General features: G+C 44.0%; 21 protein-coding genes. 10 read left to right on the top strand and 11 right to left on the bottom strand.

Annotated elements, in window-relative coordinates; all coding sequences use genetic code 11:
• The first annotated feature begins 44 nt into the window (after positions 1 to 44).
• Positions 45 to 623, top strand: a complete 579-nt coding sequence (locus tag AC5WJX_RS05120; RefSeq protein WP_494483634.1) for a nitroreductase family protein — start codon at positions 45 to 47, stop codon at positions 621 to 623.
• A gap of 1 nt (position 624) precedes the next feature.
• Positions 625 to 1,077, top strand: coding sequence for a 3-oxoacyl-ACP synthase (locus AC5WJX_RS05115; protein ID WP_494483633.1), 453 nt, complete (start codon positions 625 to 627; stop codon positions 1,075 to 1,077).
• 189 nt (positions 1,078 to 1,266) lie between these two features.
• Here the strand turns inward: AC5WJX_RS05115 and AC5WJX_RS05110 are convergent, their stop codons facing one another.
• Positions 1,267 to 2,154, bottom strand: a complete 888-nt coding sequence (locus AC5WJX_RS05110; RefSeq protein WP_494483632.1) for a polysaccharide deacetylase family protein — start codon at positions 2,152 to 2,154, stop codon at positions 1,267 to 1,269.
• Between the two features lie 305 nt (positions 2,155 to 2,459).
• Between AC5WJX_RS05110 and AC5WJX_RS05105 the strand changes: the two genes are divergently transcribed.
• A complete protein-coding gene (locus AC5WJX_RS05105) occupies positions 2,460 to 4,970 on the top strand; it encodes a S9 family peptidase (protein WP_494483631.1) in 2,511 nt (836 codons plus the stop codon).
• 101 nt (positions 4,971 to 5,071) lie between these two features.
• On the opposite strand, the gene AC5WJX_RS05100 is transcribed toward AC5WJX_RS05105, so the two are convergent.
• The 3 genes from AC5WJX_RS05100 to clpB form a co-directional block, all read right to left on the bottom strand.
• Positions 5,072 to 5,680, bottom strand: coding sequence for an outer membrane beta-barrel protein (locus AC5WJX_RS05100; RefSeq protein WP_494483630.1), 609 nt, complete (start codon positions 5,678 to 5,680; stop codon positions 5,072 to 5,074).
• A 307-nt stretch (positions 5,681 to 5,987) separates the two neighbouring features.
• Entirely contained in the window at positions 5,988 to 6,368 is a 381-nt protein-coding gene (locus AC5WJX_RS05095) for a DoxX family protein (protein WP_494483629.1), read from the bottom strand.
• 221 nt (positions 6,369 to 6,589) lie between these two features.
• Entirely contained in the window at positions 6,590 to 9,199 is a 2,610-nt protein-coding gene (gene clpB, locus AC5WJX_RS05090; protein WP_440430373.1) for an ATP-dependent chaperone ClpB, read from the bottom strand.
• A 259-nt stretch (positions 9,200 to 9,458) separates the two neighbouring features.
• Here clpB and AC5WJX_RS05085 point away from each other — a divergent pair, with 259 nt between their 5' ends.
• Positions 9,459 to 10,070 carry a hypothetical protein gene (locus tag AC5WJX_RS05085; protein WP_494483628.1) on the top strand — a complete coding sequence of 204 codons (612 nt, stop codon included), beginning with the start codon at positions 9,459 to 9,461 and terminating at the stop codon, positions 10,068 to 10,070.
• 100 nt (positions 10,071 to 10,170) lie between these two features.
• Here the strand turns inward: AC5WJX_RS05085 and AC5WJX_RS05080 are convergent, their stop codons facing one another.
• Both AC5WJX_RS05080 and pyrE read right to left on the bottom strand, forming a co-directional pair.
• The gene (locus AC5WJX_RS05080; RefSeq protein WP_440430375.1) at positions 10,171 to 10,569 is read right to left on the bottom strand and encodes an SRPBCC family protein; all 399 of its coding nucleotides are present in this window, start codon (positions 10,567 to 10,569) and stop codon (positions 10,171 to 10,173) included.
• A 24-nt stretch (positions 10,570 to 10,593) separates the two neighbouring features.
• Entirely contained in the window at positions 10,594 to 11,235 is a 642-nt protein-coding gene (gene pyrE, locus AC5WJX_RS05075) for an orotate phosphoribosyltransferase (protein WP_440430376.1), read from the bottom strand.
• Positions 11,236 to 11,290: 55 nt separating this feature from the next.
• Between pyrE and AC5WJX_RS05070 the strand changes: the two genes are divergently transcribed.
• A complete protein-coding gene (locus tag AC5WJX_RS05070) occupies positions 11,291 to 11,845 on the top strand; it encodes an NUDIX hydrolase (RefSeq protein ID WP_494483627.1) in 555 nt (184 codons plus the stop codon).
• A 19-nt stretch (positions 11,846 to 11,864) separates the two neighbouring features.
• On the opposite strand, the gene coaD is transcribed toward AC5WJX_RS05070, so the two are convergent.
• Genes coaD through AC5WJX_RS05055 form a run of 3 tightly spaced genes read right to left on the bottom strand, consistent with a single transcriptional unit; the run spans position 11,865 to position 13,700 of the window.
• Complete coding sequence (coaD, locus tag AC5WJX_RS05065; RefSeq protein WP_440430597.1) at positions 11,865 to 12,326, bottom strand: pantetheine-phosphate adenylyltransferase; 462 nt, start codon at positions 12,324 to 12,326, stop codon at positions 11,865 to 11,867.
• Position 12,327: 1 nt separating this feature from the next.
• Positions 12,328 to 12,873, bottom strand: a complete 546-nt coding sequence (locus tag AC5WJX_RS05060; RefSeq protein WP_494483626.1) for an RsmD family RNA methyltransferase — start codon at positions 12,871 to 12,873, stop codon at positions 12,328 to 12,330.
• Positions 12,864 to 13,700: a DUF3822 family protein gene (locus tag AC5WJX_RS05055; protein WP_494483625.1), complete on the bottom strand. Its 837-nt coding sequence runs from the start codon at positions 13,698 to 13,700 to the stop codon at positions 12,864 to 12,866. The genes AC5WJX_RS05060 and AC5WJX_RS05055 overlap by 10 nt, the downstream gene beginning before the upstream one ends.
• 52 nt (positions 13,701 to 13,752) lie before the next feature.
• On the opposite strand from AC5WJX_RS05055, the gene AC5WJX_RS05050 reads away from it, so the two are divergent.
• Positions 13,753 to 15,210 (top strand): ATP-dependent DNA helicase, encoded by a 1,458-nt coding sequence (locus tag AC5WJX_RS05050; protein ID WP_494483624.1) that lies wholly within the window; start codon positions 13,753 to 13,755, stop codon positions 15,208 to 15,210.
• Positions 15,211 to 15,230: 20 nt separating this feature from the next.
• Here the strand turns inward: AC5WJX_RS05050 and AC5WJX_RS05045 are convergent, their stop codons facing one another.
• Positions 15,231 to 15,851, bottom strand: coding sequence for a DUF6266 family protein (locus AC5WJX_RS05045; RefSeq protein ID WP_494483623.1), 621 nt, complete (start codon positions 15,849 to 15,851; stop codon positions 15,231 to 15,233).
• 215 nt (positions 15,852 to 16,066) lie between these two features.
• Between AC5WJX_RS05045 and AC5WJX_RS05040 the strand changes: the two genes are divergently transcribed.
• Both AC5WJX_RS05040 and AC5WJX_RS05035 read left to right on the top strand, forming a co-directional pair.
• Positions 16,067 to 17,854, top strand: coding sequence for an Ig-like domain-containing protein (locus tag AC5WJX_RS05040; protein ID WP_494483622.1), 1,788 nt, complete (start codon positions 16,067 to 16,069; stop codon positions 17,852 to 17,854).
• A gap of 125 nt (positions 17,855 to 17,979) precedes the next feature.
• On the top strand, positions 17,980 to 18,930 hold the full coding sequence (locus AC5WJX_RS05035; RefSeq protein ID WP_494483621.1) for an NmrA/HSCARG family protein: 951 nt from the start codon (positions 17,980 to 17,982) through the stop codon (positions 18,928 to 18,930).
• A gap of 10 nt (positions 18,931 to 18,940) precedes the next feature.
• On the opposite strand, the gene msrA is transcribed toward AC5WJX_RS05035, so the two are convergent.
• On the bottom strand, positions 18,941 to 19,432 hold the full coding sequence (gene msrA / locus AC5WJX_RS05030; protein WP_494483620.1) for a peptide-methionine (S)-S-oxide reductase MsrA: 492 nt from the start codon (positions 19,430 to 19,432) through the stop codon (positions 18,941 to 18,943).
• A gap of 261 nt (positions 19,433 to 19,693) precedes the next feature.
• On the opposite strand from msrA, the gene AC5WJX_RS05025 reads away from it, so the two are divergent.
• Both AC5WJX_RS05025 and AC5WJX_RS05020 read left to right on the top strand, forming a co-directional pair.
• On the top strand, positions 19,694 to 20,206 hold the full coding sequence (locus AC5WJX_RS05025; protein ID WP_494483619.1) for a hypothetical protein: 513 nt from the start codon (positions 19,694 to 19,696) through the stop codon (positions 20,204 to 20,206).
• A 106-nt stretch (positions 20,207 to 20,312) separates the two neighbouring features.
• Positions 20,313 to 22,517 (top strand): alpha-galactosidase, encoded by a 2,205-nt coding sequence (locus AC5WJX_RS05020; protein WP_494483618.1) that lies wholly within the window; start codon positions 20,313 to 20,315, stop codon positions 22,515 to 22,517.
• The last annotated feature ends 151 nt before the right edge of the window (positions 22,518 to 22,668 follow it).

Below are 22,668 nucleotides of genomic sequence, written 5' to 3'. Positions count from 1 at the left end.
GGGATTCCAGCATAACTGGAAATTGGTTAGCTTTGCTGCTTGTTATGGAAAAAGAGTTAGAAGTATTACAAAGCATCATTAAGAGAAGAAGAAGTGTTTTTCCGGTAAGTTTTATCCAGGAGGAGATTTCAGTTGAATCTATAGAAACCATTCTGGAAAGCGCAAATTACGCACCTACACATAAGTTAACGCAACCCTGGAGGTTCTCTGTTTTCCGCAAAGAAGGCAAGACAAGACTAGGTGAGGAGCTTGCTAGAGCATACAAAGCGCATACACCAGCGGAGTTGTTCCTGCAAAAGAAATATGACTCCTTTGGCCTTAAGTTCCAGCAGTCGAGTTGTGTGATCGTGTTGAAGGCCCAATTGCACCCAGCACTGCTGCCGGAATGGGAGGAAGTTGCTGCGCTGGCTTGTGCGGTTCAGAACATGGCGCTTACTGCTGAAGCAATGAATATTGGGGCTTACTGGAGCTCGCCCGGTCCAGTGGCTAACATGCCTGAGTTCCTGGAACTGCAGGATGATGAGAAAGTGTACGGCGTATTCTACCTGGGATACCACAATGCCCCTGCTGCGGAAGCTAAAAGAACGCCAATGGCACAGAAGGTTAAATGGATAGAAGCATAGTATGGAAGCATTGAAAGCAGCCTTATATGATGCCTGTTTGCGTTTCATTGAGGGACGGATTGAAACCGCAGAAACTGCGCTTGCGCAGGCGCAGGAAGCCAGCAACGATGACACCAAGAGTAGTGCTGGCGACAAGTTTGAAACCACCAGGGAGATGATGCAACAGGATATTTTCAGAAACAAAAAACTGTTGGCAGATGCACAGCAGAATTTGGGTCTATTGAAAAGTCTTGCCGATGTTCCCGTCTCGGAAGTTGTGAAAAATGGGAGCTTAGTGGAAACAAACCAGGGCTTGTTTTACCTTTCAATCAGTGTCGGACAGCTTAGTGTTTCGGGTAAGACCGCGTTTGCAATTTCAGCGGCTTCGCCGGTGGGTCAGTTGATGCTCGGTAAGCGCGTGGGTGAAGTATTTACGTTTAATCAGAAAGCATATACCGTGGTTAATGTGTTTTAGAAAACATTGCCGTTGTTTATCACCATAGCTTCTTTATAAGTTACAGGAACCACAACGCTCTTGATTCACAGGGGCTACAATGTTTTTTTACTTGATGAAACGCGACATTCGTGTGATCTTATATCCTCGAGACTTAACCAATGTTGTGTGACGTAGCTAGTAACTCCTGAAACTTCTAGTGCAAAGGGGCTAGAAGCTTCTCTGGATGCTATTATTCAAACGCTTTGCATCCCAGTATCCACTCGCAATAATCCTTCTAATGGTGAACAAGGGGTCGGCTGGATCTCTTTTTTCCGCCAGCACATAAGCTGATTTAAAGCCGCGCTTCTTAAGCTCCGGAAAAGCCTCTGGGTTCCATAAGCCGAATGGGTACGCAAAGTGCTCCACTTTCTTGCCGGTAATGGACTCCAGTGTTTTTGTTGGTTTCTCTATCTGGGTAACCCAGTCTTCTCCTTTATACTTTTTCACGTTCTGGTGGTCCCAGGTATGTGAGCAAATCACATGCCCGGCTTCAGATAGTTGTTTCACCTGATCTCTGCTCATATATTTAGGACGTCCAAGGGAAACCGTCATGATGAAATAAACAGCTTTGAAGCCGTGCTTCTTCATCTCGGGAGCGGCGATGGCATATTGATTCTCTTCCGTATCATCAAAGGTAAGCATGATCGGTTTTTCCGGCAGGGGTGTGCCCAGGTTGAGATAAGCATAGTATTCATCCGGCAGAATGGTCTGGTAGCCACTATCGGCGAGCATCTTTAAGTGTGCTTTGAAGGTTTCCACCGGCACGATATAGTCCTTTGCTGATTTTGAATCTGTGGCTTTCCAATCCCGGATCTGGTGGTAGCATAAGACCGGAACCTGTTTACGTGAGAGTATTGTATTTGCGTCTGCGATCTTGATTTCGTCTATGTTCGCTGGAGCCGCCGTTCTGGCGTTGGAGTCTGCGAGTGCGCTGGAGGCTCCAAGCGCGGCGCTGTCTGTAGTATCATCAGCTGCTGTTCTATTCTGAGCTGCGGAGAAACAGCCCGATATTGCCATCATTGCCGCGGCAACAAGGGGGATAAACATTCTATTCATTAGTCGTATAGGTAGATTAGATTCTCGTATTATTTCTCAAATGTATAAAAATGCGAGAACTTGATAGCGTGTTTGATCCATTGCATATCGTTTTAGTATTCGTGAACGATTTATCTGAGTCTGCTTAATGATCATGAGACCTTCTATTATCATGTTTGTTAATTGAAGTACTGGCTGCAATGTCAATCTATGTTACTAATAGACTTTCAATTAGCTCAGGTATTCAGTTGGATATCCTTTTTATTACATCATTTCTCATCTGGCATTTTCCAAATTGCAGTACTTTAGAAATTTAATCTCAACTAATGAAAAAAAGCTTCCTATTTTCCCTGGTGGCATGTCTGCTCTCTGGATATACCCTTGCCCAAACCAGGAGTACAACTGCACTTGAACAGGCATCCGAATCACCAAAAGCAAACTACCAGCTAGCCGCGCGCTTTTCGCCCAACAAGCTGAAGAAAATGGTCTACTCGACCTCCGTTGATCCCCATTGGTTAAAGCTCAGCAACCGTTTCTGGTACATGTTTGAAACCCCCAATGGGAAGTCCTGGATCATGGTGGATCCTGCAAAGCGCAGTAAAAAGCAGATATTCAATAACGCTGAACTAGCCGCGGAGATCACCCGCATTGTGCGTGATCCTTTCGATGCAGAACATCTCCCGATCGAGAACCTGAAGTTTGCAAAAGACGAGAAGAGCTTGAGCTTCGAAATTAAGAGTTCAATAGACGAGCTTAAGCCGGATCGCAAGGACAAGAAAGCTGCAGATTCCATGCAGAAGAAGATCTTCTATTTTAATTATGACATCGCAACATCCAGGTTAACTGAAGTTCCGAATTACACCAAACCAAAGGCTAAGCCGGAATGGGGTTCTGTTGCGCCAGATTCTTCGGCTGTGATCTTCACCCGCAACTATAACCTGTATTGGATGGATAAGGCCAATTACCTGAAAGCGGTTAAGAATGAGGAGGACAGCACCATCGTAGAACATCAGCTAACCAAGGATGGCGTGAAATTCTACGCCTACGGGGATGATGGTGACGGGGAAAACAACGAAGAGGTGCTTAAGAAAGATAAAAAGAGACGTCGTGCTTACGTGCTTTGGTCACCAGACGCGCGCTACTTTGTGATGAACCGTCAGGATAGCAGAAAAGTGAAAGATCTTTGGGTGCTTAACAACACCGCTGCTGGTCGTCCGACCTTGGAAACCTACAAGTACCAGATGCCCGGCGAAAAAGAGGCTCCGATAGATGAGATCTTGCTGTTCAATTTCGCTGCGAAGAGCTACAAGAAGCTGGATGTCGCGGCTTTCAAGGACCAAAGTGTATCATTATGGCAAGCACCATCGCTGGTCAAAGATCGCGACAACGAGTTCCGCCCGTCAATCTGGTTGGGTAATAACTCGAAGATTTACTTTTCACGTACCAGCAGAGATTTAAAACGTGTAGATATTTGCACCATAGATATCAACTCAGAGAAAGTAAGTCCCCTGATCGATGAGCGTTTCAACACCTACGTAGAGATCAACAGACCAGGGTTGGTTAAAGATGGTCAGGAGATCATCCATTGGTCCGAAAGGGACGGCTGGGCGCACTTCTATCTTTTTGATGGTAGTGGCAAGCTTAAGAACCAGATTACCAAAGGTGCATTCCACTGTGAGAGCATCGTGAACATCGATGAGAAAAACCGCGTATTATATTTTACGGCGAATGGGCGGGAGGCAGGTGAGGATCCTTATTACCAGCATCTGTACCGTATTAACTTCGACGGTAGCGGTATGAAGCTTTTGAATCCCGGGAACTTTGATCATGCCGTGAGCATGAATGATGAAGGGAAGTACTTTGTAAACAACTTCTCCAGGGTCAATACCGCGCCAAAGGCGATGGTGATGGACAACAAAGGCAACCCCGTGATGAACCTTAAAACGACGGATCTTTCACTACTGATGGCATCAGGTTACAAGTTTCCTGAACCTTTCAAAGTGAAAGCAGATGATGGCGTAACCGACATTTACGGGGTGATGTATAAGCCTTTTGATTTCGATCCTAATAAGAAGTACCCGATCATCGAGTACGTTTACCCAGGTCCTCAAACGGAAGCGGTGAACAAGGCCTTCACCAAGAGCATGGATAATACCGACCGACTTGCACAGCTGGGTTACATCGTTGTCTCCGTTGGTAATCGCGGTGGGAACCCTGCGCGCTCTAAATGGTACCATACCTTCGGCTACGGCAACTTGAGAGATTATGGCCTCGCGGATAAGAAAGCTGCGGTAGAGCAGCTGGCTGCCCGCCACACCTTCATTGATGCAAGCAGGGTGGGTATCACTGGGCATTCTGGCGGAGGCTTCATGTCTACCGCGGCAATGCTGGTTTACCCGGAATTTTTTAAAGCCGCAGTGTCTAAGGCTGGAAACCATGACAACAGTATCTACAATCGCTGGTGGAGTGAAAAACACCATGGGGTGAAGGAAGTGGTCGACGCGAAAGGCGATACAACCTTTACCTACAGCATAGATAAGAACCCGGAACTTGCTGGCAACCTAAAGGGGCATTTGATGATCATGACCGGGGACATCGACAATAACGTTCACCCAGCAAATACGATCAGGCTCGCAAATGAGCTGATGAAAGCGGGTAAACGCTTCGAGTTTGTGATCCTTCCAGGCCAGCGTCACGGCTTTGGTGACCTGACTGAATATGCATTCTGGAAACTTGCAGATCACTTTAATAAGTACCTGATCGGGGATTTCGAGAATCCCGACAAAGTAGACATGGTAGAGATAGATCGCGAGAAGCCACGAAACGGAAAGAAGTAGTAAGCAAAACAAAAAAGCATCCCGAGGGATGCTTTTTTGTTTTGCTGGCTTTAGTCACATGACAGACCATCAGCCAGCGGATTTATTGTGTGTTGTGTTTTTTAGAAGTGGAATTGAATACCCAATTTTGGAGCGAAAAAGTTAGTTCCAAAACTTACGTTGTCATAACCTGCGCCTTTAACATCATTGTCGTTAGCGTCTTCAACACGGTAGTTGGTGTAGCTTAAACCATTCAATGCTAACTCAATACCGATTTTTTTACTTGGGAAGAATGCAAATCCTGGAGATAATGCTACACCGATCTGGGTAGAGTTACCAAGTTTAGCACCTTCATCACCTTGTGCATCAACCGCATGTGCTGAACCGAATTCCATTGGAACTGCAAGTTGTCCAAAGAATTTGAACTGATCAGAGATGTTAGTGTAGTAGCGACCAAATGGGCTTACCACAAACGCTTCGCTTTTAGTAGTACCAACATTTTTATCGTAGCTGTAACCAATACCAGTACCTACTGCAATATTATCTGCAACAAAGTAACCTACACTTGGAACAATCTCAAAGCTGGTATTTGCTTTAGCGTTAGCGGCATCACTTTTCTGGCTATCAAATGCAAGGTTACCACCTAACATAATCTTTCCTTTTTCTGTTTGTGCTTGAGTACTAAAACCTAAAGCAGCTACTGCAAAAATTGATAATAATAACTTTTTCATTTTCTTAAATTTTAATGTTCAACGTGGTCATTCTTGTTTTTATATCCTGACCAACGATGTCATTTAGTCAATAGCTATGCCAAAGGGAACCCCACTCTAAATGGTAATTAAGCAGGTTTTTTGTAACTTCTTAATTGATAAACAAATACGAAAACTGCGTTGGGCCTTTATTATTTCTAAATGACACAAGCCTGGAGTATTGTAAAATCAAGGTCATGGAAAAACTTGTACGTTTTGACTATTTTTGAACAAATGTCAGGTATTTTAGTGTCAATTCTGGCAAGAAAGACTGCCAGGTCGTCTGGGTTCAGGCCTTAAACATCGGCAGATACTTTTCCCGGTTCTCATAAATCACCCAAAGGTTGATTGCAAAAAACACCAGTGCGATCGGTAATCCAGAGGTATCCGTTAGGGTATTGGTCAGCATGATCCCGATCATCACCGGAAAGATCACAAGTGCCCCTAAAGCACGTGTTTTTGGAAAGATGAAGAGTAATCCACCAAGTACCTCGGCAAAGCCAACCAAAGGCATCAGCCATCCAATTTGAGTAAAAGCTTGAAAAGCCTTAAGCAGGTTTTCGGGAAGGTTCTCGGGTGGAGGCATGTAATTGAAGAACTTGTTTAATCCTGCGTTGATGAACATCAGGCCAAACAGCAGGCTAAGTACGAAGGTGATTTTTCGTTTCATATCGGGATCTATTAAGCCTCCTCTTTTGTCATCAACCCTCTATTTCTTGCTTATTCCATGCATGGTACTACGTCTTCAAGGAGGTACACAAATATAGAAGAACCATCGAGTATTACAAGGCGTAACCTGTTTAAAATCAGTACTTAAAAATAGAAATCGCCCACATAATTCTATGTGGGCGATTCAAATCATTCAAAGCTATATTGGCCTGGATATCCGGACTAACCAACAGCCTCAGGTTTCATGTTCAAAAACACGAACTTATGATCGAACATGTCCAGTTTGATCTTACTGTCTTTATCAACCTTACCGGCCAGGATCTCTTTGGAAAGTTCATTTAGAATACGTTTCTGAATAACCCTTTTCAAAGGACGGGCACCAAATTGCGGATCATAGCCCAATTCTGCCAGCCAGTCCAGCGCTTCTTCAGACGCTTCAATCTCTACACCCATATCTTTGAGCGTATCCTGTACGTGTCTGAATTGCAAACTAACAATATCCCTGATCTCGTCGCGGTTAAGCGGTGTAAACATGATCAGTTCATCAATACGGTTCAGGAACTCGGGTCTGATGGTTTGTTTCAGTAGCTCAAACACCTCGTTTTTGGTCTTGGCGATCAGCATGTCCCTGTTTTCATCGATCAAGTCCCTGAAGTTTTCCTGAATCAGGTGCGAACCGATGTTTGAGGTCATAATGATGATCGTATTCTTAAAGTTCACCACACGACCCTTGTTGTCGGTTAGACGACCATCGTCAAGTACCTGCAGCAGGATGTTGAACACATCTGGGTGTGCCTTTTCAATCTCATCTAGCAGCACTACAGAGTAGGGCTTCCTACGCACTGCTTCCGTAAGTTGGCCACCTTCATCGTAACCTACGTATCCTGGAGGCGCTCCAATCAATCTGGATACGGCATGACGTTCCTGATACTCACTCATGTCGATCCTGGTCATGGCGTTTTCATCATTGAACAGGAATTCTGCAAGCGCCTTTGCGAGCTCGGTTTTACCAACACCGGTTGTACCAAGGAATATAAATGAACCAATCGGCTTACGCTTGTCCTGTAATCCTGCACGTGATCGGCGGATCGCATCTGAGATGGCCTCGATGGCTTCATCCTGACCGGCCACACGTTTATGCAACTCTTCTTCCAAATGCAATAACTTTGCACGTTCACTGGCAATGAGTTTAGTTACCGGGATGCCGGTCCAGCGGGCTACCACACCGGCAATATCGTCGGCGGTAACCTCTTCTTTAAGCATACGGCTTTCCGCCTGCTGACTCTCCAACTCGGCTTTCACCTGAGCAGCTTTGTCTTGTGCCTCTTTGATCTTTCCATAGCGGATCTCGGCAACACGACCGTAATCACCAGCACGTTCTGCCTGTGCAGCTTCCAGTTTATAGTTCTCGATCTGTTCAGATAAACTGTTCACCAGTTCCACCTGATCCTTTTCAGCTTGCCATTTGGCTTTCAGTGCATCGCGTTCAGCAGCTAGATTAGCGATCTCTTCGCCTAAGGAAGCGACCTTTTTATCATCATTCTCACGTTTGATGGCTTCCCGCTCAATTTCCAGTTGCATGATCCTGCGGTCAAGCTCATCCACATTTTCCGGAACGCTGTCCATTTCCAGGCGCAGCTTAGATGCCGCCTCGTCCATGAGGTCAATCGCTTTATCTGGTAAGAACCTGTCGGAAATATAACGCTGCGACAGCTCTACAGCCGCAATGATCGCCTCATCTTTAATACGCACCTTGTGGTGGGTTTCATAACGTTCCTTTAATCCACGTAAAATGGAGATCGCATCCTGGGTGTCCGGCTCATCCACATTTACCTTTTGGAAACGTCTTTCAAGCGCTTTATCCTTCTCAAAGTATTTCTGATACTCGTCCAGGGTAGTTGCACCAATGGCGCGTAACTCACCACGGGCCAGGGCAGGCTTAAGGATGTTTGCAGCATCCATGGCGCCTTCACCACCACCGGCACCAACAAGCGTATGGATCTCATCAATGAACATGATGATGTCGCCTTCACTTTGCTGTACCTCTTTCACCACGGCCTTCAAACGTTCCTCAAATTCACCCTTGTATTTGGCACCAGCAATCAGTGCACCCATATCGAGGGAGTAAACGGTTTTAGTTTTCAGGTTTTCCGGTACATCACCTTTGATGATACGGAAAGCGATACCTTCGGCGATGGCGGTTTTACCAACACCAGGCTCACCGATCAGGATTGGATTGTTCTTTGTTCTTCGTGAAAGAATCTGTATTACCCGTCTAATTTCCTCATCACGACCAATTACAGGATCCAGTTTACCAGACTCTGCATACTCGTTCAGGTTGCGTGCATATTTATTTAAGGCATTGTAAGTTGCTTCGGCATTTTGGTCGGTAACCCGGTTATCACCGCGTAGCGAAACAATTGCCGTCTTAAGATCTTTCTCGTTTACACCCATATCCTTTAAGAGTTTGGATGTATTGTCATTCGCAGCCAGAATGCCAAGCAGGATATGCTCAACGGAAACGAACTCATCCTTAAATTCCTTAAGATAGGATTGTGCTTTTTGCAAGGCGGTATTAGCCCCGGAAGAAAGGTAGATGTTGCTACCACTTACTTTCGGGTATTTATTGATCTGGGCATCCAGATACTGGTTAAGTACATTTAAATTAACGTTCAGCTTCTTCAATACATAAGAAACCACGTTCTCATCAACATTTAGCAGACCTTTAAGTAGGTGTGCGGTCTCAATAGCCTGTTGCTGATTGCCTTCGGTTATTGCTGAAGCCTGTTGAACTGCTTCCTGGGCTTTGATTGTAAAGTTGTTGAAGTTCATACCTGCTTTGGAACAAAACAGATGCCACTGGTCATATAGCTAAAGACTCTGAAAAACTGTCTTGTAAAAATAAGTTAAACAGACTAAATGGCTGTTAGTTAAAGTGTTTAACTGTAAAAATGACCGACCGCTTGATGTAAAGAATGTAAAGGGGAACAACTGACGATCAAAGGCCAAAACGTTAAAATATGTTAACCAGCAAAGAGCCAAGCTTTTAAACGGTATTTTGGTGTAATCAATGTTTAGCCCGCAACAAGCTATGTCGAAAATATTTATGCTGATGCTGATCCTGTTTTCCAATGGCCTTTTTGCACAGCAGGTGGCGAAACAGGATAGTGCATTAAAACAGCCTCGGAATGCGGGTTCTGATAGTCTGATCAACCTTTGGCGGATGAATTCGATGATGTTGGATGAGGTTAATATTAAGGGCATGAAGAATTATAAGGCTGATTCCTTAAACAGAAGAAGAGAATATGCGTCCATTTTCGCTTACAAGGGGCCAAGCGTCATGGACGCATTCATCAAGAAATCGTCTGAAAGCTCCAGACAATACGCCGCTTTTCAGAATTCTACTTCATCCATTGCGAGTATCAATGTGCTGCAGGTATTTGGAATGCTGACAAAAAACAAGTCCTCCGCATCTAAATTGAAAAAGGCATTGTTAAAAGAAGAAGAATCGAGATTTCTGGACGAACGATTCTCTAGAGCGAAGATCATTGCGGTGACTTCCTTGCAAGGCGATTCACTTGAGAATTTTATATATGAATATAAACCCTCGGCCGCTAGGGCTACAGAGATGAATGAATATGAGATGTTAATGTACATTAAAACATCTTATGCGGAGTTTCGAAAAGCGCAGCGAAAAGAATAGCCCGGTCCTGTATGCGATTGCTGAGATATTGAAAGCTAAACGCTATCTAATAAGAAAAGCCCCCGCAATGCGGAGGCTTCCATAATTCTTGTATACCAGCTTAGCCTAAAATTTCAGCAAGCTTGCTGGTCTGATGATCAGCTAACTTCTGCAGCGGCCCTGAAGCCAACATCTTCATCATCATATTCAAATCAGCAGAGATGGTATGTTTAGCAGTTGTTCCGCCATTCGCATTTGGTGCAACATTCCACTTCAGCTCCACGTCAAAAGGCGCTTTCTCTGTTGGAATTGCAGTAAGCTCCTGATTTTCAATGCGGGTATTGATTTTTATCGCCAGCTTCGCCATATTCTGGATGGTAAAACTTGCTTCATCTTCAGTTGACGACCAGTTATAGATGTTTTCCGGCATCAGCTGTTGATGATTATTCAGGTTCGAAAGGAAAGCATAAACTTCCGCTACCGGCTTGTTTAGCTCTGTTGTGCTCTCTATAATGGTCATATATCGTATTTGGTTAATTTATTCCTATTTGCCCCATTCAGCAGGGTTTTCCCGCCATTTCCTTAGCAGTTCAATATCGCTGGATGCGATGAAGCTGTGTTCGGATGCATATTCGATTAATGCATTATAATTCGACAGCGAAGAATAACGGCATTTTGCGGCTGCAAAGTTCTCATCCGCTACATCAAAACCATAGGTAAAGATAGAAACGAGACCGGCAACAGATAGGCCTGCATCTCTTAGCGCGGCTACTGCAGCTAAGCTGCTTTTTCCGGTAGAGATTAAGTCTTCTACAAGCACAGCACGTTGGCCTTCCACAATTTCACCTTCAATTAAACTTCCGGTACCATGTTCTTTAGCCTTTGCACGAACATAGGCAAATGGCAATCCAAGTTCCTGTGCAACCAAGGCGCCCTGAGGGATACCAGCAGTTGCAACGCCAACAATCAGGTCAACAGATCCGTACTCTTCCTGAACCAACTGCGTAAGCTTTTGTCTGATGTAGGTTCTTATTGAAGGGTGGGAAAGCGTAACTCTGTTATCGCAATAAATAGGGGATTTCCAACCCGATGCCCAAGTAAATGGATTATTAGGTTGTAACTTTATTGCTTTAATTTGTAAAAGAAATTCAGCTACCTTTAATTCAATATCACTTTTATTAAACATGGTCCAAAATTACAGAATTTATATCAACGATAACAGTTTGTTTATATCAGACACAATGCCCAATGAAGTTAATAGCTTGCAACTTATTGATGCTGAACAGTTTGATTTCAAAACATTTTATAAAAATCTTAGTAAAGGATCAGCAGCACATTATGTAATACTTACCGATGCTCCGAAAGAAGTTTTTAAAAGTGTTAAAGAATCCTGTCAGTTGATCAAGGCTGCGGGCGGTCTGGTTAAGAACGCAGATAAAGGCTATTTGTTTATTTTTAGAAATAAACGATGGGATTTACCAAAGGGCAAAGTTGAAAAAGGTGAAAAAATGAAGGAAGCTGCGCTTCGTGAAGTGGAAGAGGAATGCGGTGTTAAAATTTTCAAGAACAAAGAAAAAATCTGCCGTACCTACCACGTTTACGAGATGAACAATAAGGTGGTATTGAAGAAGACCAACTGGTACAGCATGACCGTTAAAGGTTCGCCCAAGCTTGTACCACAGAAGGAGGAAGGTATTACAAAAGCGGAATGGCTTAAATGCGATGAGCTTGCTCCCGTATTAAAGAACACTTATCCGTTGATTCTTGATGTACTAAAGTCAGGAGATCTACTCTAATTGGGAGATCTACGTTGATTTACAAATATGGTATAGCTTCTTTCGGCAGAAAGGAGCTAACATCTCCGCCATTACGCAGAATATCACGTACTATCGTCGAGCTGATCGCCGAGTATTCAGGTTTACTTAAAACAAAGATCGTTTCCACCTCGGGCATCATCGTCTGATTGATTTGAGCGATCGCTCTCTCATACTCAAAGTCCGCAACAGACCTGATTCCACGCACCATATACGTCGCGTTGATCTTCTTACAGAAATCAACCGTAAGTCCTTCGTAGGTCTGAATCTCTATGTTGGCATCATCTGCAAACACTGCCCGAACAATCTCCTCCCGTTTATCGGCAGCCAAAAAGCCTTGTTTAGAACTGTTAAGCCCAATTCCGACTATAATTTTATCGAATAAAGGCAGTGAACGCTTTAAAATATCTACGTGTGCAATGGTGATCGGGTCAAAAGAACCGGGGAATAAAGCAATTTTCATATTATTCATCTGCTGGGTTTTCGAAGAAACTGAATGAGGAGTTACCATACCTGCGGGTTTCCGTAAAGCCCGGAAGGAAGTTCAGCTTTAAAAACGATGGGTGTTCAATGACAAGCAGTCCATTGTCGGTTAGCAGTCCGTTGCTAAGCACCTTCTGCGCAATCTCCGGAATATTCGGAAGGTCATAGGGTGGATCGGCAAAAATGATCTGGTAACTTTTCTTATGCTGATCTAGAAATTTAAAAACATCGCCTTTAATCGTATGTATCTCAGGGAGCTCATATTTTTTGATCACTGATTCCAACCAGTACACGCAACCGGAGTGTTTGTCTACCGCAGTTACGCTTCTGATTCCTCTGGAAGCAAATTCAATACTGATGTTCCCGGTTCCGGAAAACAGGTCGAGCACATCACAGCTGTCGAAGTCGTACGTATTATATAGTATATTGAACAAGGCTTCTTTGGCCATGTCGGTTGTAGGTCTAACGGGTAAACTTGCTGGCGCACTTAAGCGGATCCCTTTAAGTTTTCCTCCAATTATTCGCATAGATTGAGTGCTAGTAGGCTGGTATAATAATGCGGAGGCATATCCTCCAGAATAGAATTGTGTAAAGTGCTTTCAGCCGGTGTACATAGATCCACCCGCGGAAAGTACTTCATCAGGATATTATGTTGCTCGTCACCCTCATTCAGAATGCCACTTGCAAGCACCTTGGTATCTGTTGTGCTAACTTGCAGCTGTTTCAATAGTAGCAGCAGATAATAGTGGAACTCCTCAGGATTTTCAATCTGAAACACATTCTGGAAGATCATCTTTCCATTGCGCAACAGCATAGCATGGAATGATCCTGCCGTGAAGTCAAAATAGAACTGCTGCTGCTCCGCAGCCTGGTTGATGGCGAGCAAGGATGCTGTTTGTTCAAAGGAGCGTGCCTCACGCCAGTGTGTTTTAATCGCCGATTCCACCGCGTTTGGCAGTAGAAAAAGGCTTTTGAAATCCTGACCAGAATAGCTTGCGGTGTACACACGATCGGAATAATGCTCCAGGTCGCTGAAATATTTGAAATAAGGTTCTACGACCTCAGGGTTGTAAATTGCTTCAGGTACTGCGATGGTATTGGTGGTATAGGAGCCAATCTTTACACGATTAAACAGTAAACTTAAATAAGGATCGGAGAGAATGGTAGAAGACAAATTGTGCGCTGTGGGTTGAAAATCCTGGCAGTCATACACCACTTCAATTTTCTGCTCGGTAGTGTTCAGGATGGCATAAGAAAAGCTGTCGGCCGTAATTTTCAACAACAAATTACAATTTAAAGCTGCTACCGGATCAAAGCCCGGGTCTTCCAATAAGATGCTGTTTTTGTTATTCATCTTAGCAAAATTAATCCTTTTTTCTATAACCACAGCATTGCATATTTGTAAAATGGATAAAGCCCAACTCATTGCCCAATCCTATCAATTTACGCCTACTGCCGAACAGCTGGAATTTTGTAGAAAGATGGCGCAGTTCCTCTCGCAACCGCTCGATGGCCAATGCTTTATCCTCAGAGGGTATGCAGGTACCGGAAAAACGACTTCTGTAGCAGCATTGGTGAGGGCTTTACCTAAATTTAGCCTGCGTGCTGCTTTACTAGCACCAACAGGTCGCGCAGCGAAGGTCATGACCAGCTATTCCGGGCGTACCGCACTAACCATTCACAAGCGTATCTACCGGAAAAAGTCGGCCGTATCCACGGACATGAACTTTCAGCTGGCGCCAAATCTTGCCGAACATACCGTGTTCATCGTCGATGAAGCTTCCATGATCGCAGATGAATGGAACAGCCAGACAGGCTCTTCTTTTCTGAAGGATCTCATGGATTACGTGTACAATCAAAAGAATTGTGCCGTCATCTTTGTGGGTGATACGGCGCAGCTTCCGCCGGTGGGCAGCATGGAAAGTCCGGCTTTGAACCCTGCTTACGTCGCAGGAACATTCCATAAGAAAGTGATCGAAGTAGAACTTCGGGAGGTTGTCCGGCAGGAGAAGAGTTCCGGGATTCTGGCCAATGCCACTATGCTGCGGGAAATGATCCATCAGTACGAAAATGAGGAGCCAGCAGAGATGGAGGACGAGCTGCCGATCCCTAAATTCTACACCAGTGGGTACAAAGATATTTTTCGCATGACTGGCCTGAAGCTGGTGGAAGGACTGGAGTATGCCTATGGCAAGTTCGACATGGAAAATACACTGGTAGTGTGCCGATCCAACAAGTCTGCCAATGTTTACAATCAGCAGATCCGCGCAAGGATCTTGTACAGAGAGGAAGAGCTTACCGGCGGCGACCAGATCATGGTGGTACGGAACAACTATTTCTGGCTGCCGGATAATGAAGCAACCTCTTTTATCGCCAATGGCGATATGGCAAGGATCACCAGAGTACGCAACCAGGAGGACCGTTATGGCTTCCGCTTCTCGGAAGTGCAGCTGGAGTTTTTAGACTATCCCGATGCTGGCGCAATTACCTGTAAGGTAATGCTCGACACCTTAACCTCTGAAACGCCGAATCTGTCGTACGAAGACAGTAGAAAACTCTTCGAAGAGATTAGTCTGGATTATGCCCACATCACCAACAAAAAGGAGCGTCTATTGGCGATCAAGGAAGACCCATATTATAATGCCTTGCAGATCAAGTTCGCCTATGCCGTTACCTGCCACAAAGCACAGGGTGGTCAATGGGATGCGGTGTTTGTAGACCAGGGGTATTTAACCGAAGAGATGATAGACCTCGACTTTTTACGGTGGCTCTATACCGCAATTACCCGGGCCAAACGACAGCTGTTCTTGGTGAACTTCGCACAGACACTGTTCCTTTCGGCTGCCCCTGAGGAAGAGTACTAACAGGTGGTGTTTACAAAGGATCAACAATCAATGGCGCCAAGGTATAAACTGGTGCTTTGCTTTGACCGGTCTGCTGCCACAAATGCTGCATATATATGGATCGTTTTTCCAACGAATTCAGAATAAGTATCCATCAGCTGCGTGCCCATGCTTCTAAACGCACCATGTACTTCGTATAAGGCAGTGCGACTCTGCGGATGGTAAGCGAGTAGCATCAGTTGATCTTTATCGCTGCTTCCAGGGGTATATTCGGTAGACCAGTTTACCTGCAGTTTATTTTCCAGCATTGACACGTCAAGTGTTTCAGGTAGCGGCAGGTCGCCATAGCTTACTTTAACCAGATCTGGTACAACTTCGCCCTGAATCATTGCGTTTTTGAGGTTGTATGATTTCGCTGCATTGAAGCCTACGGTAGTTGCTGAATAGCCAGCGAATCCCGTCCGTAAAAAGACCAGCAAAGGCTGGAGCCATGCATGTGCAGTGGCGAACTTGCTTCTATTTTTGGCTTCAATTTCGGTGGTCTGGCTGCTACGTGGCTTGCCTTTACTCCTCATGTAAGGAATGCCTTTCCATACACATCCAACTACTGTTCCGACCTTCCCAACGAAGATGCCATTAATACCTTGTATATACTTTGCCATAAGAGAGGTTAATTGTTTCTTTAAATATAAGCTATTCTGGTTAATAATACTAATGTAAATGATAATTGTTCAACAGCTGAAAGATACTTTATACACGTGTTGCGTGGGCGAGGTGTGGGCGAAGTGTGAATAAGGTGTGGGAAGGGTGTGCTTGAATTATACACATCTTGCTTTAAGAATCGGGAACTTATAATGTTATTTCCCATCTTCACCGCATGAAAAAATACATTTTAATGCTCTCAATTCTTTTTGTTGTGTTCTCCTGCAAAAAGGATCCTTCAGAGCCAAAGCCAGATTTATCTCTGAAGTCCATTTCTTTATCCGACAGTAATTTAGAATTACTGCTAGGATCGTCGCACACCCTGAAAGCGACATTGAACCCCACCAACGCTGTTTCTGCCACTTTGATTTGGTCGTCTTCTAAGGAAGATATTATCAAGGTAGATAAAGCGGGTAAGCTAGAAGCAATTGGCGTTGGGGAATCCGTAGTCACAGTAAGGAATTCAGATGGTACCGTCAGTGCAAGTTGTAAGGTGGTAGTTAAACCTATTTCGGCTACTCAGATGTTATTGGACAAATCAGCGTTAACCTTAATCATCGGTTCAAAAGACAAGTTAAATGTTCGTTTTGTGCCAGAAAATACTACAAACCAGGAAGTCTTATGGACTAGCTCCAATCCACTTGTGGTGAAGGTGGATGCACAGGGAAATATTGAAGGCGTGGCTGTTGGGGAGGCAGTTGTCACTGCGAAAACAATAGCGGGCGACCCTAGTGCAGAATGTAAGATTGTTGTTAGCCTGCCAGCGATTACCGGCCTTGATATTGATAAGAAAGATGTCCAAGTTCTTGTAGGCGAAGATGTCCAGTACAAAGCAGTTACCACTCCGCCAAATGCCCAACCGGAAGAGCTGGTTTGGTCGAGCTCTGACAACAATATAGCGACCATTTCATCATCAGGTCTGGCTAAGACGCTTAAGCCAGGAAAAACAATTATTAAAGTAACCAGTAAATCAGGACATGTGACGGCAACAACAGCGTTGACAGTTCTTCCAGTTAAAGTTCAATCTATTTTGCTGGGCAATGAAGTGCTAAATCTTAACAAAGGTGTTAAGTTCAAACTTAACTATACTGTCCTGCCGGCTGAAGCTACCGATAAAACAGTGAAATTCGAGCTATCGAATAATAACGTTGCTACTGTAGATCAAACAGGAACGCTAACCACGATATCCGAAGGAGAAACTATGCTCACCGTATCGTCGAATGATGGTGCTGCCACAAGTAAGCTATTGATAAAAGTTACCGCTGTGAAAGTTAAAGAGGTTACTTTAAGTAAAACAGCCATCAGTTTACTCTTAGGCCAATCAGAATTGGTTACTGCGAATATTCTCCCTGGAAATGCAGAAAATAAAAACATAATATGGGAAAGTTCCAATGAAGCGATAGCTATTGTAGATAAACAAGGGAAAATCACTTCTATAGCAATCGGAAAAGCAACAATCACAGCCAATGCAGCCGATGGCGGCGCGAAGGCATATTGCGAAGTGGAGGTATCAACGATAGATAAGTTTGTCAAGATTGCGGCTAAGCCTAACTCACTGGTGAGCAGTAGTGCCAGCGGTAATTCTGCAAAACTTAGTGTCGGAATCTATAATCCTACTTCAGCTCCGATAAGGATAAAGTTTATCAAGCTGTTTGTAAATGATGTGCTGAGCAAAAATTACAGCGTGAATGATCCCGATTTGTCTTCAGGATCTTATCTCTACGACCTGGGTCCATTCTTTTTAGGTACTGGTGTATTGGATATGTCTACTTTGATGTTGGGATGGACTATTAGCTTTGAATATGAACTTGAGGGAGTGACGTACAAAAATACCGTGGCGGTAAAAAGAAACGTGATCGGCCAGGTCAATTACAATGATTTTTTCGATGATTCAAATCGATCAATGATGAATAAGTCTATGAAAAATACTATCAAGAAAGGTTCTTCTTTGAAGCTACAGTAAAATAAACCACTAAGTCCTCTGGATTGAACCAGCATTTATCAGTCCAGGGGATTAGGTCAGTCTTTAGAACTCTAATGATTTTCTATCATGAGTGTTTTTCCTTAACTTCAATCAATCCTAAGCTCATGGCAACCAAAAAGATCATTACCATATTCGGTGCAACCGGCGGGCAAGGCGGCGGACTAGCACAAGCTATCCTTAACGATCCAAATAGCGAATTTGTAGTGCGGGCAATTACAAGGAATGCGGATGCCGAGAAAGTTAAAGCGCTCGCTGCACAGGGGGCTGAGATCGTTATCGCAGACATTAATGATCCAGGCAGTCTAGCGAAAGCTTTTCAGGGCGCTTACGGAGCCTATTGTGTGACCTTTTACTGGGACCACTTTTCTCCGGAAAAGGAGCTTGATCAAGCCAAATCAATGGCAAATGCTGCTAAGGAACATGGGTTAGAACATGTCATCTGGTCCACTTTGGAGGATACACGAAAGTTTGTGCCTTTAACAGACAATCGTATGCCTACACTGATGGAAAACTATAAGGTGCCGCACTTCGATGCCAAGGGCGAAGCCAACAAGTTTTTTATTGAAGCAGCTGTACCAACTACTTTTCTACTCACTTGCTTTTATTGGGATAACTTCATCAGCCTGGGTATGGGACCTAAAAAAGGAAAAGATGGTACATTGGTTTTCTCCTTACCGATGGGTGAAAAACCGCTCAGCGGGATAGCCGTTGAAGACATTGGTAAATGTGCATACGGCATATTCAAGAAAGGAACGGAGCTTACCGGTAAAAAGATAGGCCTGGCAGGTGGGCACCTCAGTGGCGCTGAAATGGCGCAGGCATTTGGAAAAGCCCTGAAGCAGGATGTTACTTACCAAAGCATGCCCTTTGATGATTATCGGGCGCTTGACTTTCCTGGAGCGGATGATCTTGGTAATATGTTTCAATTCTATCACGACTTTGCCGATGAGTTTCAGCAAAGACGCGATATTGAATATGTCAGAACGCTAAATCCTGATCTACAGTCGTTTGAAGTCTGGCTTCAACGAAACGCAGCTAAGATACCAATGGAATAAATTGCCAGATCTAATTCAGCTTCCATTCCGGTCTTTCAAAATGACAGGTGTAGCCGTACGGATTTTTCTGTAAATATGCCTGATGTTCTACTTCGGCATCCCAGAAGTCGCCAGCAGGTACAACCTCGGTAACAATCTTACCGGGCCAAATGCCAGAAGCATCCATTTCCTGGATCAGTTGCTCCGCTACTTGTTTCTGTTCTTCGTTTAAAAAGAATATTGCGGAACGGTAAGAAGCACCAATATCATTCCCTTGCCTGTTTCTTGTAGTGGGATTGTGAATCTGGAAGAAATATTCCAGTAGTTTACGGTAGGATAACTGTTTAGGGTCAAAAGTTATCGCAATCGCTTCAGCGTGTGTACCGTGGTTTCGGTAAGTGGCATTCGGAACATCTCCACCAGTGTATCCAACTACTGTTGAAAGAACGCCAGGATATTGACGGATCAATTCTTCCACCCCCCAAAAACATCCGCCCGCTAAAATCGCTTTTTCAGTTTCCATATTCATTTTTCTATAACACAAAAATACAAGTTATCGAGCTAACAACATTTAAGATCCGATTGTTCGGACTGGTTTCTGGACCAGATGTCATCTAAATTGACAAAGCGTCCAGAATCCTTCCTGGTGCTTTGTAGTGTTTCATCGTTAGCGGTGCTGGGAATAAGCGGGGAACGCGAATTTTCCTTATCTTGTTTTAAGATCTGCAACGTACAATGCTGGTAAAATGATTTATACGGCTACCGATTTTTAAAACTTACAATTATGGAGCAAAACTACATCTTCAAAGAACAGCAAAGATTCAGACAATGGTGGCTCTGGTTAATCATCATTGGAATCGATAGCCTGTTGATTTATGGTTTCGTTCAACAGGTGATGCTTGGAAAACCCTTTGGTGACCAACCGATGAGTGACAGCGCCTTAACCCTTGCTGCTGTGCTGAGCGCAGCAGTCACCTTATTTTCTTTATCCATTCGCCTGGAAACACGAATAACCAGGGAGGGCGTTGCCGTACGGTTTTTTCCCTTACACTTTAAATACAAGCAGTATGCCTGGGAGACTTTCAGCAAATCCTATGTGCGTAAATATGCGCCCCTGTCCGAATATGGTGGTTGGGGCTTAAGGTTCGGTATGTCTGGTCAAGGAAGGGCATACAATGTGTCGGGGAACAAAGGACTTCAACTCGAATTTACAAATCAGAAGAAATTATTGATAGGAACCAGGAAGCCTGAAGAACTTTCATTGGTTTTGGATGAAATTGGACAATTGAAAACCTGATGATTATTTAACCATCAATCCAATAAAGCAGCTAAAAAGGCGTTGCAATTTCCCTGGTTCTTACCTATCTTTTGGGATTGCTAACCTAATAATCCTGAGCCCTATTTTGAAACCATACGCTAAGTCAATCAAAATCTTCGCAAGCGCCACACTTATAGTTACTTCGCTGTTTTCTAGCCAAAGCATTTCTGCACAGGTCATCATCCCGGTGGAAACGAAGAACACCGCTTTAGTACTGCAAAGTGATGTAAAGAACAATCTTGGTTTAATTTACTTTGGGCGAAAACTTAGCCAGCCTGCTGAATATAACGCAATCTCCGCCATGTACAAACAGACGGAAGACTATACAGGTGTAGCTAATGCCGCATATACCAGTTCTGGATCCCGGAACCTTTTCGAGCCTGCCATTACGGTTCGCCATGCCGACGGAAACAACTCTTTGGATCTAAGATATCTGCGGCATACTGTGGAGAAACTTGACAGCAACGTATCACTTATAACCGTCTTCTTAAAAGATCCGGTATACGCACTCGACGTAAACTTATTCTATAAGGTTTATTTTAATGAGGATGTTGTAGAGCAATGGAGTTCCATCAAGAATAACGAAAAGGGTAATGTTGTCCTGAAGAAGTTTGCTTCAGCGAACTTATACTTTAAAGGAGAGGGCTTCTGGCTAAATCAGTACCATGGCGACTGGGCGAAAGAAATGCGGCCGGAAGAGTCCAAACTTACCCATGGTATTAAAACCCTTGACACAAAGCTGGGTACCCGTGCAAATCTCTTTCAGCCCTCTGTATTTATGATATCGATGGATAAGCCGGCAACAGAGGATGAAGGAACGGTATTATATGGCGCATTAGAGTGGAGCGGTAATTTCCGCACCGATCTGGAACTCGATAACCAGGATAACCTCAGGATCATCTCCGGTATCAACAACTACGCTTCTGATTATACGCTCAAAGCAAAGGAGCGCTTTACCACACCTGCCTTTCTCTATACTTTATCGACCGCCGGTAAGGGGCTGGCCAGCAGAAATCTACACAATTGGGCAAGGAACTATAAATTGCTCGACGGAAAAGGGGACCGGTTAACCTTGCTTAACAATTGGGAAGCAACCTACTTTGACTTCAATGAAAATAAGCTTTTCGAGCTGATTAAAGATACCAAAAAGCTTGGGGTAGACTTATTTCTTTTAGACGACGGCTGGTTTGCAAATAAATATCCTCGTAATGGTGATGGGGCAGGTTTGGGAGACTGGCAGGAGAATAAACAAAAATTGCCGAATGGTATTACATCCCTGGTTAAGGAAGCGGATAAAAACGGCGTTAAGTTCGGTATTTGGATAGAGCCTGAAATGGTAAATCCAAAAAGTGAGTTGTATGAAAAACATCCGGACTGGATTGTAAAGCAGCCCAAAAGGGAGGAGTATTATTTCAGAAATCAGCTGGAGTTGGATTTGACCAATCCTGAGGTACAGGACTTCGTCTTTGATGTTGTCGATGGCCTGTTTACGAAGAACCCTAATTTATCTTACATCAAGTGGGACTGCAATGCTGTAGTTTATAACGCATACTCTGCAACGCTAAAGGATCAATCGCACTTCTACATTGAGTATGTGCGTGGCTTGTATAATGTGTTGAAGCGGATTCGGGCGAAATATCCTACGGTGCCGATGATGCTATGTTCTGGCGGCGGGGGTAGAGTAGATTATGCGGCACTGCAATATTTCACCGAATACTGGCCAAGCGACAACACGGATCCTATGGAGCGCATCTTTATTCAATGGGAGTATTCCTATTTTTATCCGGCTATCGCGAGTGCGAACCATGTTACTGACTGGGGAAAGCAGCCGATCAAATTTCGTACTGATGTAGCAATGATGGGTAAACTGGGTTTCGATATCGTTGTAAGTGAATTAGGCGATGCTGATCTTAAATTCTGTCAGGATGCGATTAAAACATACAACACCTTGAAACCTGTGATTTTCCATGGTGATCAATACCGGCTTTCTGACCCTAAGACTGCCGCCGTGGCATCAATCTCCTATATTGATGCAAATAAGTCCTCGGGTGTGATCTTTAATTATTTGGTGAATAACCGATATGGAGAAAACAGCAAGTTACCGATCCGCTTGAAAGGTCTTGATGCAACAAAAAACTATAGAATAACGGAGCTTAATCTTTATCCTGGTTCAAAGTCGTCCATTGATCCATCCAAGACATATACTGGGGATTTCCTGATGAAAATTGGCTTTAATCCGGATGTTCGTGCTTCCAGGACCAGTGTTATCTTGAAAGTTGACGCGATATAAGGGTTGTGTTTAGATTCTAGGTAATTATTTTTTAATATTCGCAGTCGAATACTGCTTTTATCTGTAAATAATTTGTTTTACTCGTTAAAAACTGATGTAATCTGCATTATAATGCCTTAAAAAGGCTGAAATTCGCATTGTTTGTTTTGGA

It is taken from the genome of Pedobacter sp. NEAU-ZC8, from assembly GCF_059278965.1.
The sequence above is the reverse complement of the archived record's forward strand: the minus strand, read 5'-3'. Positions and strand labels throughout refer to the sequence as shown.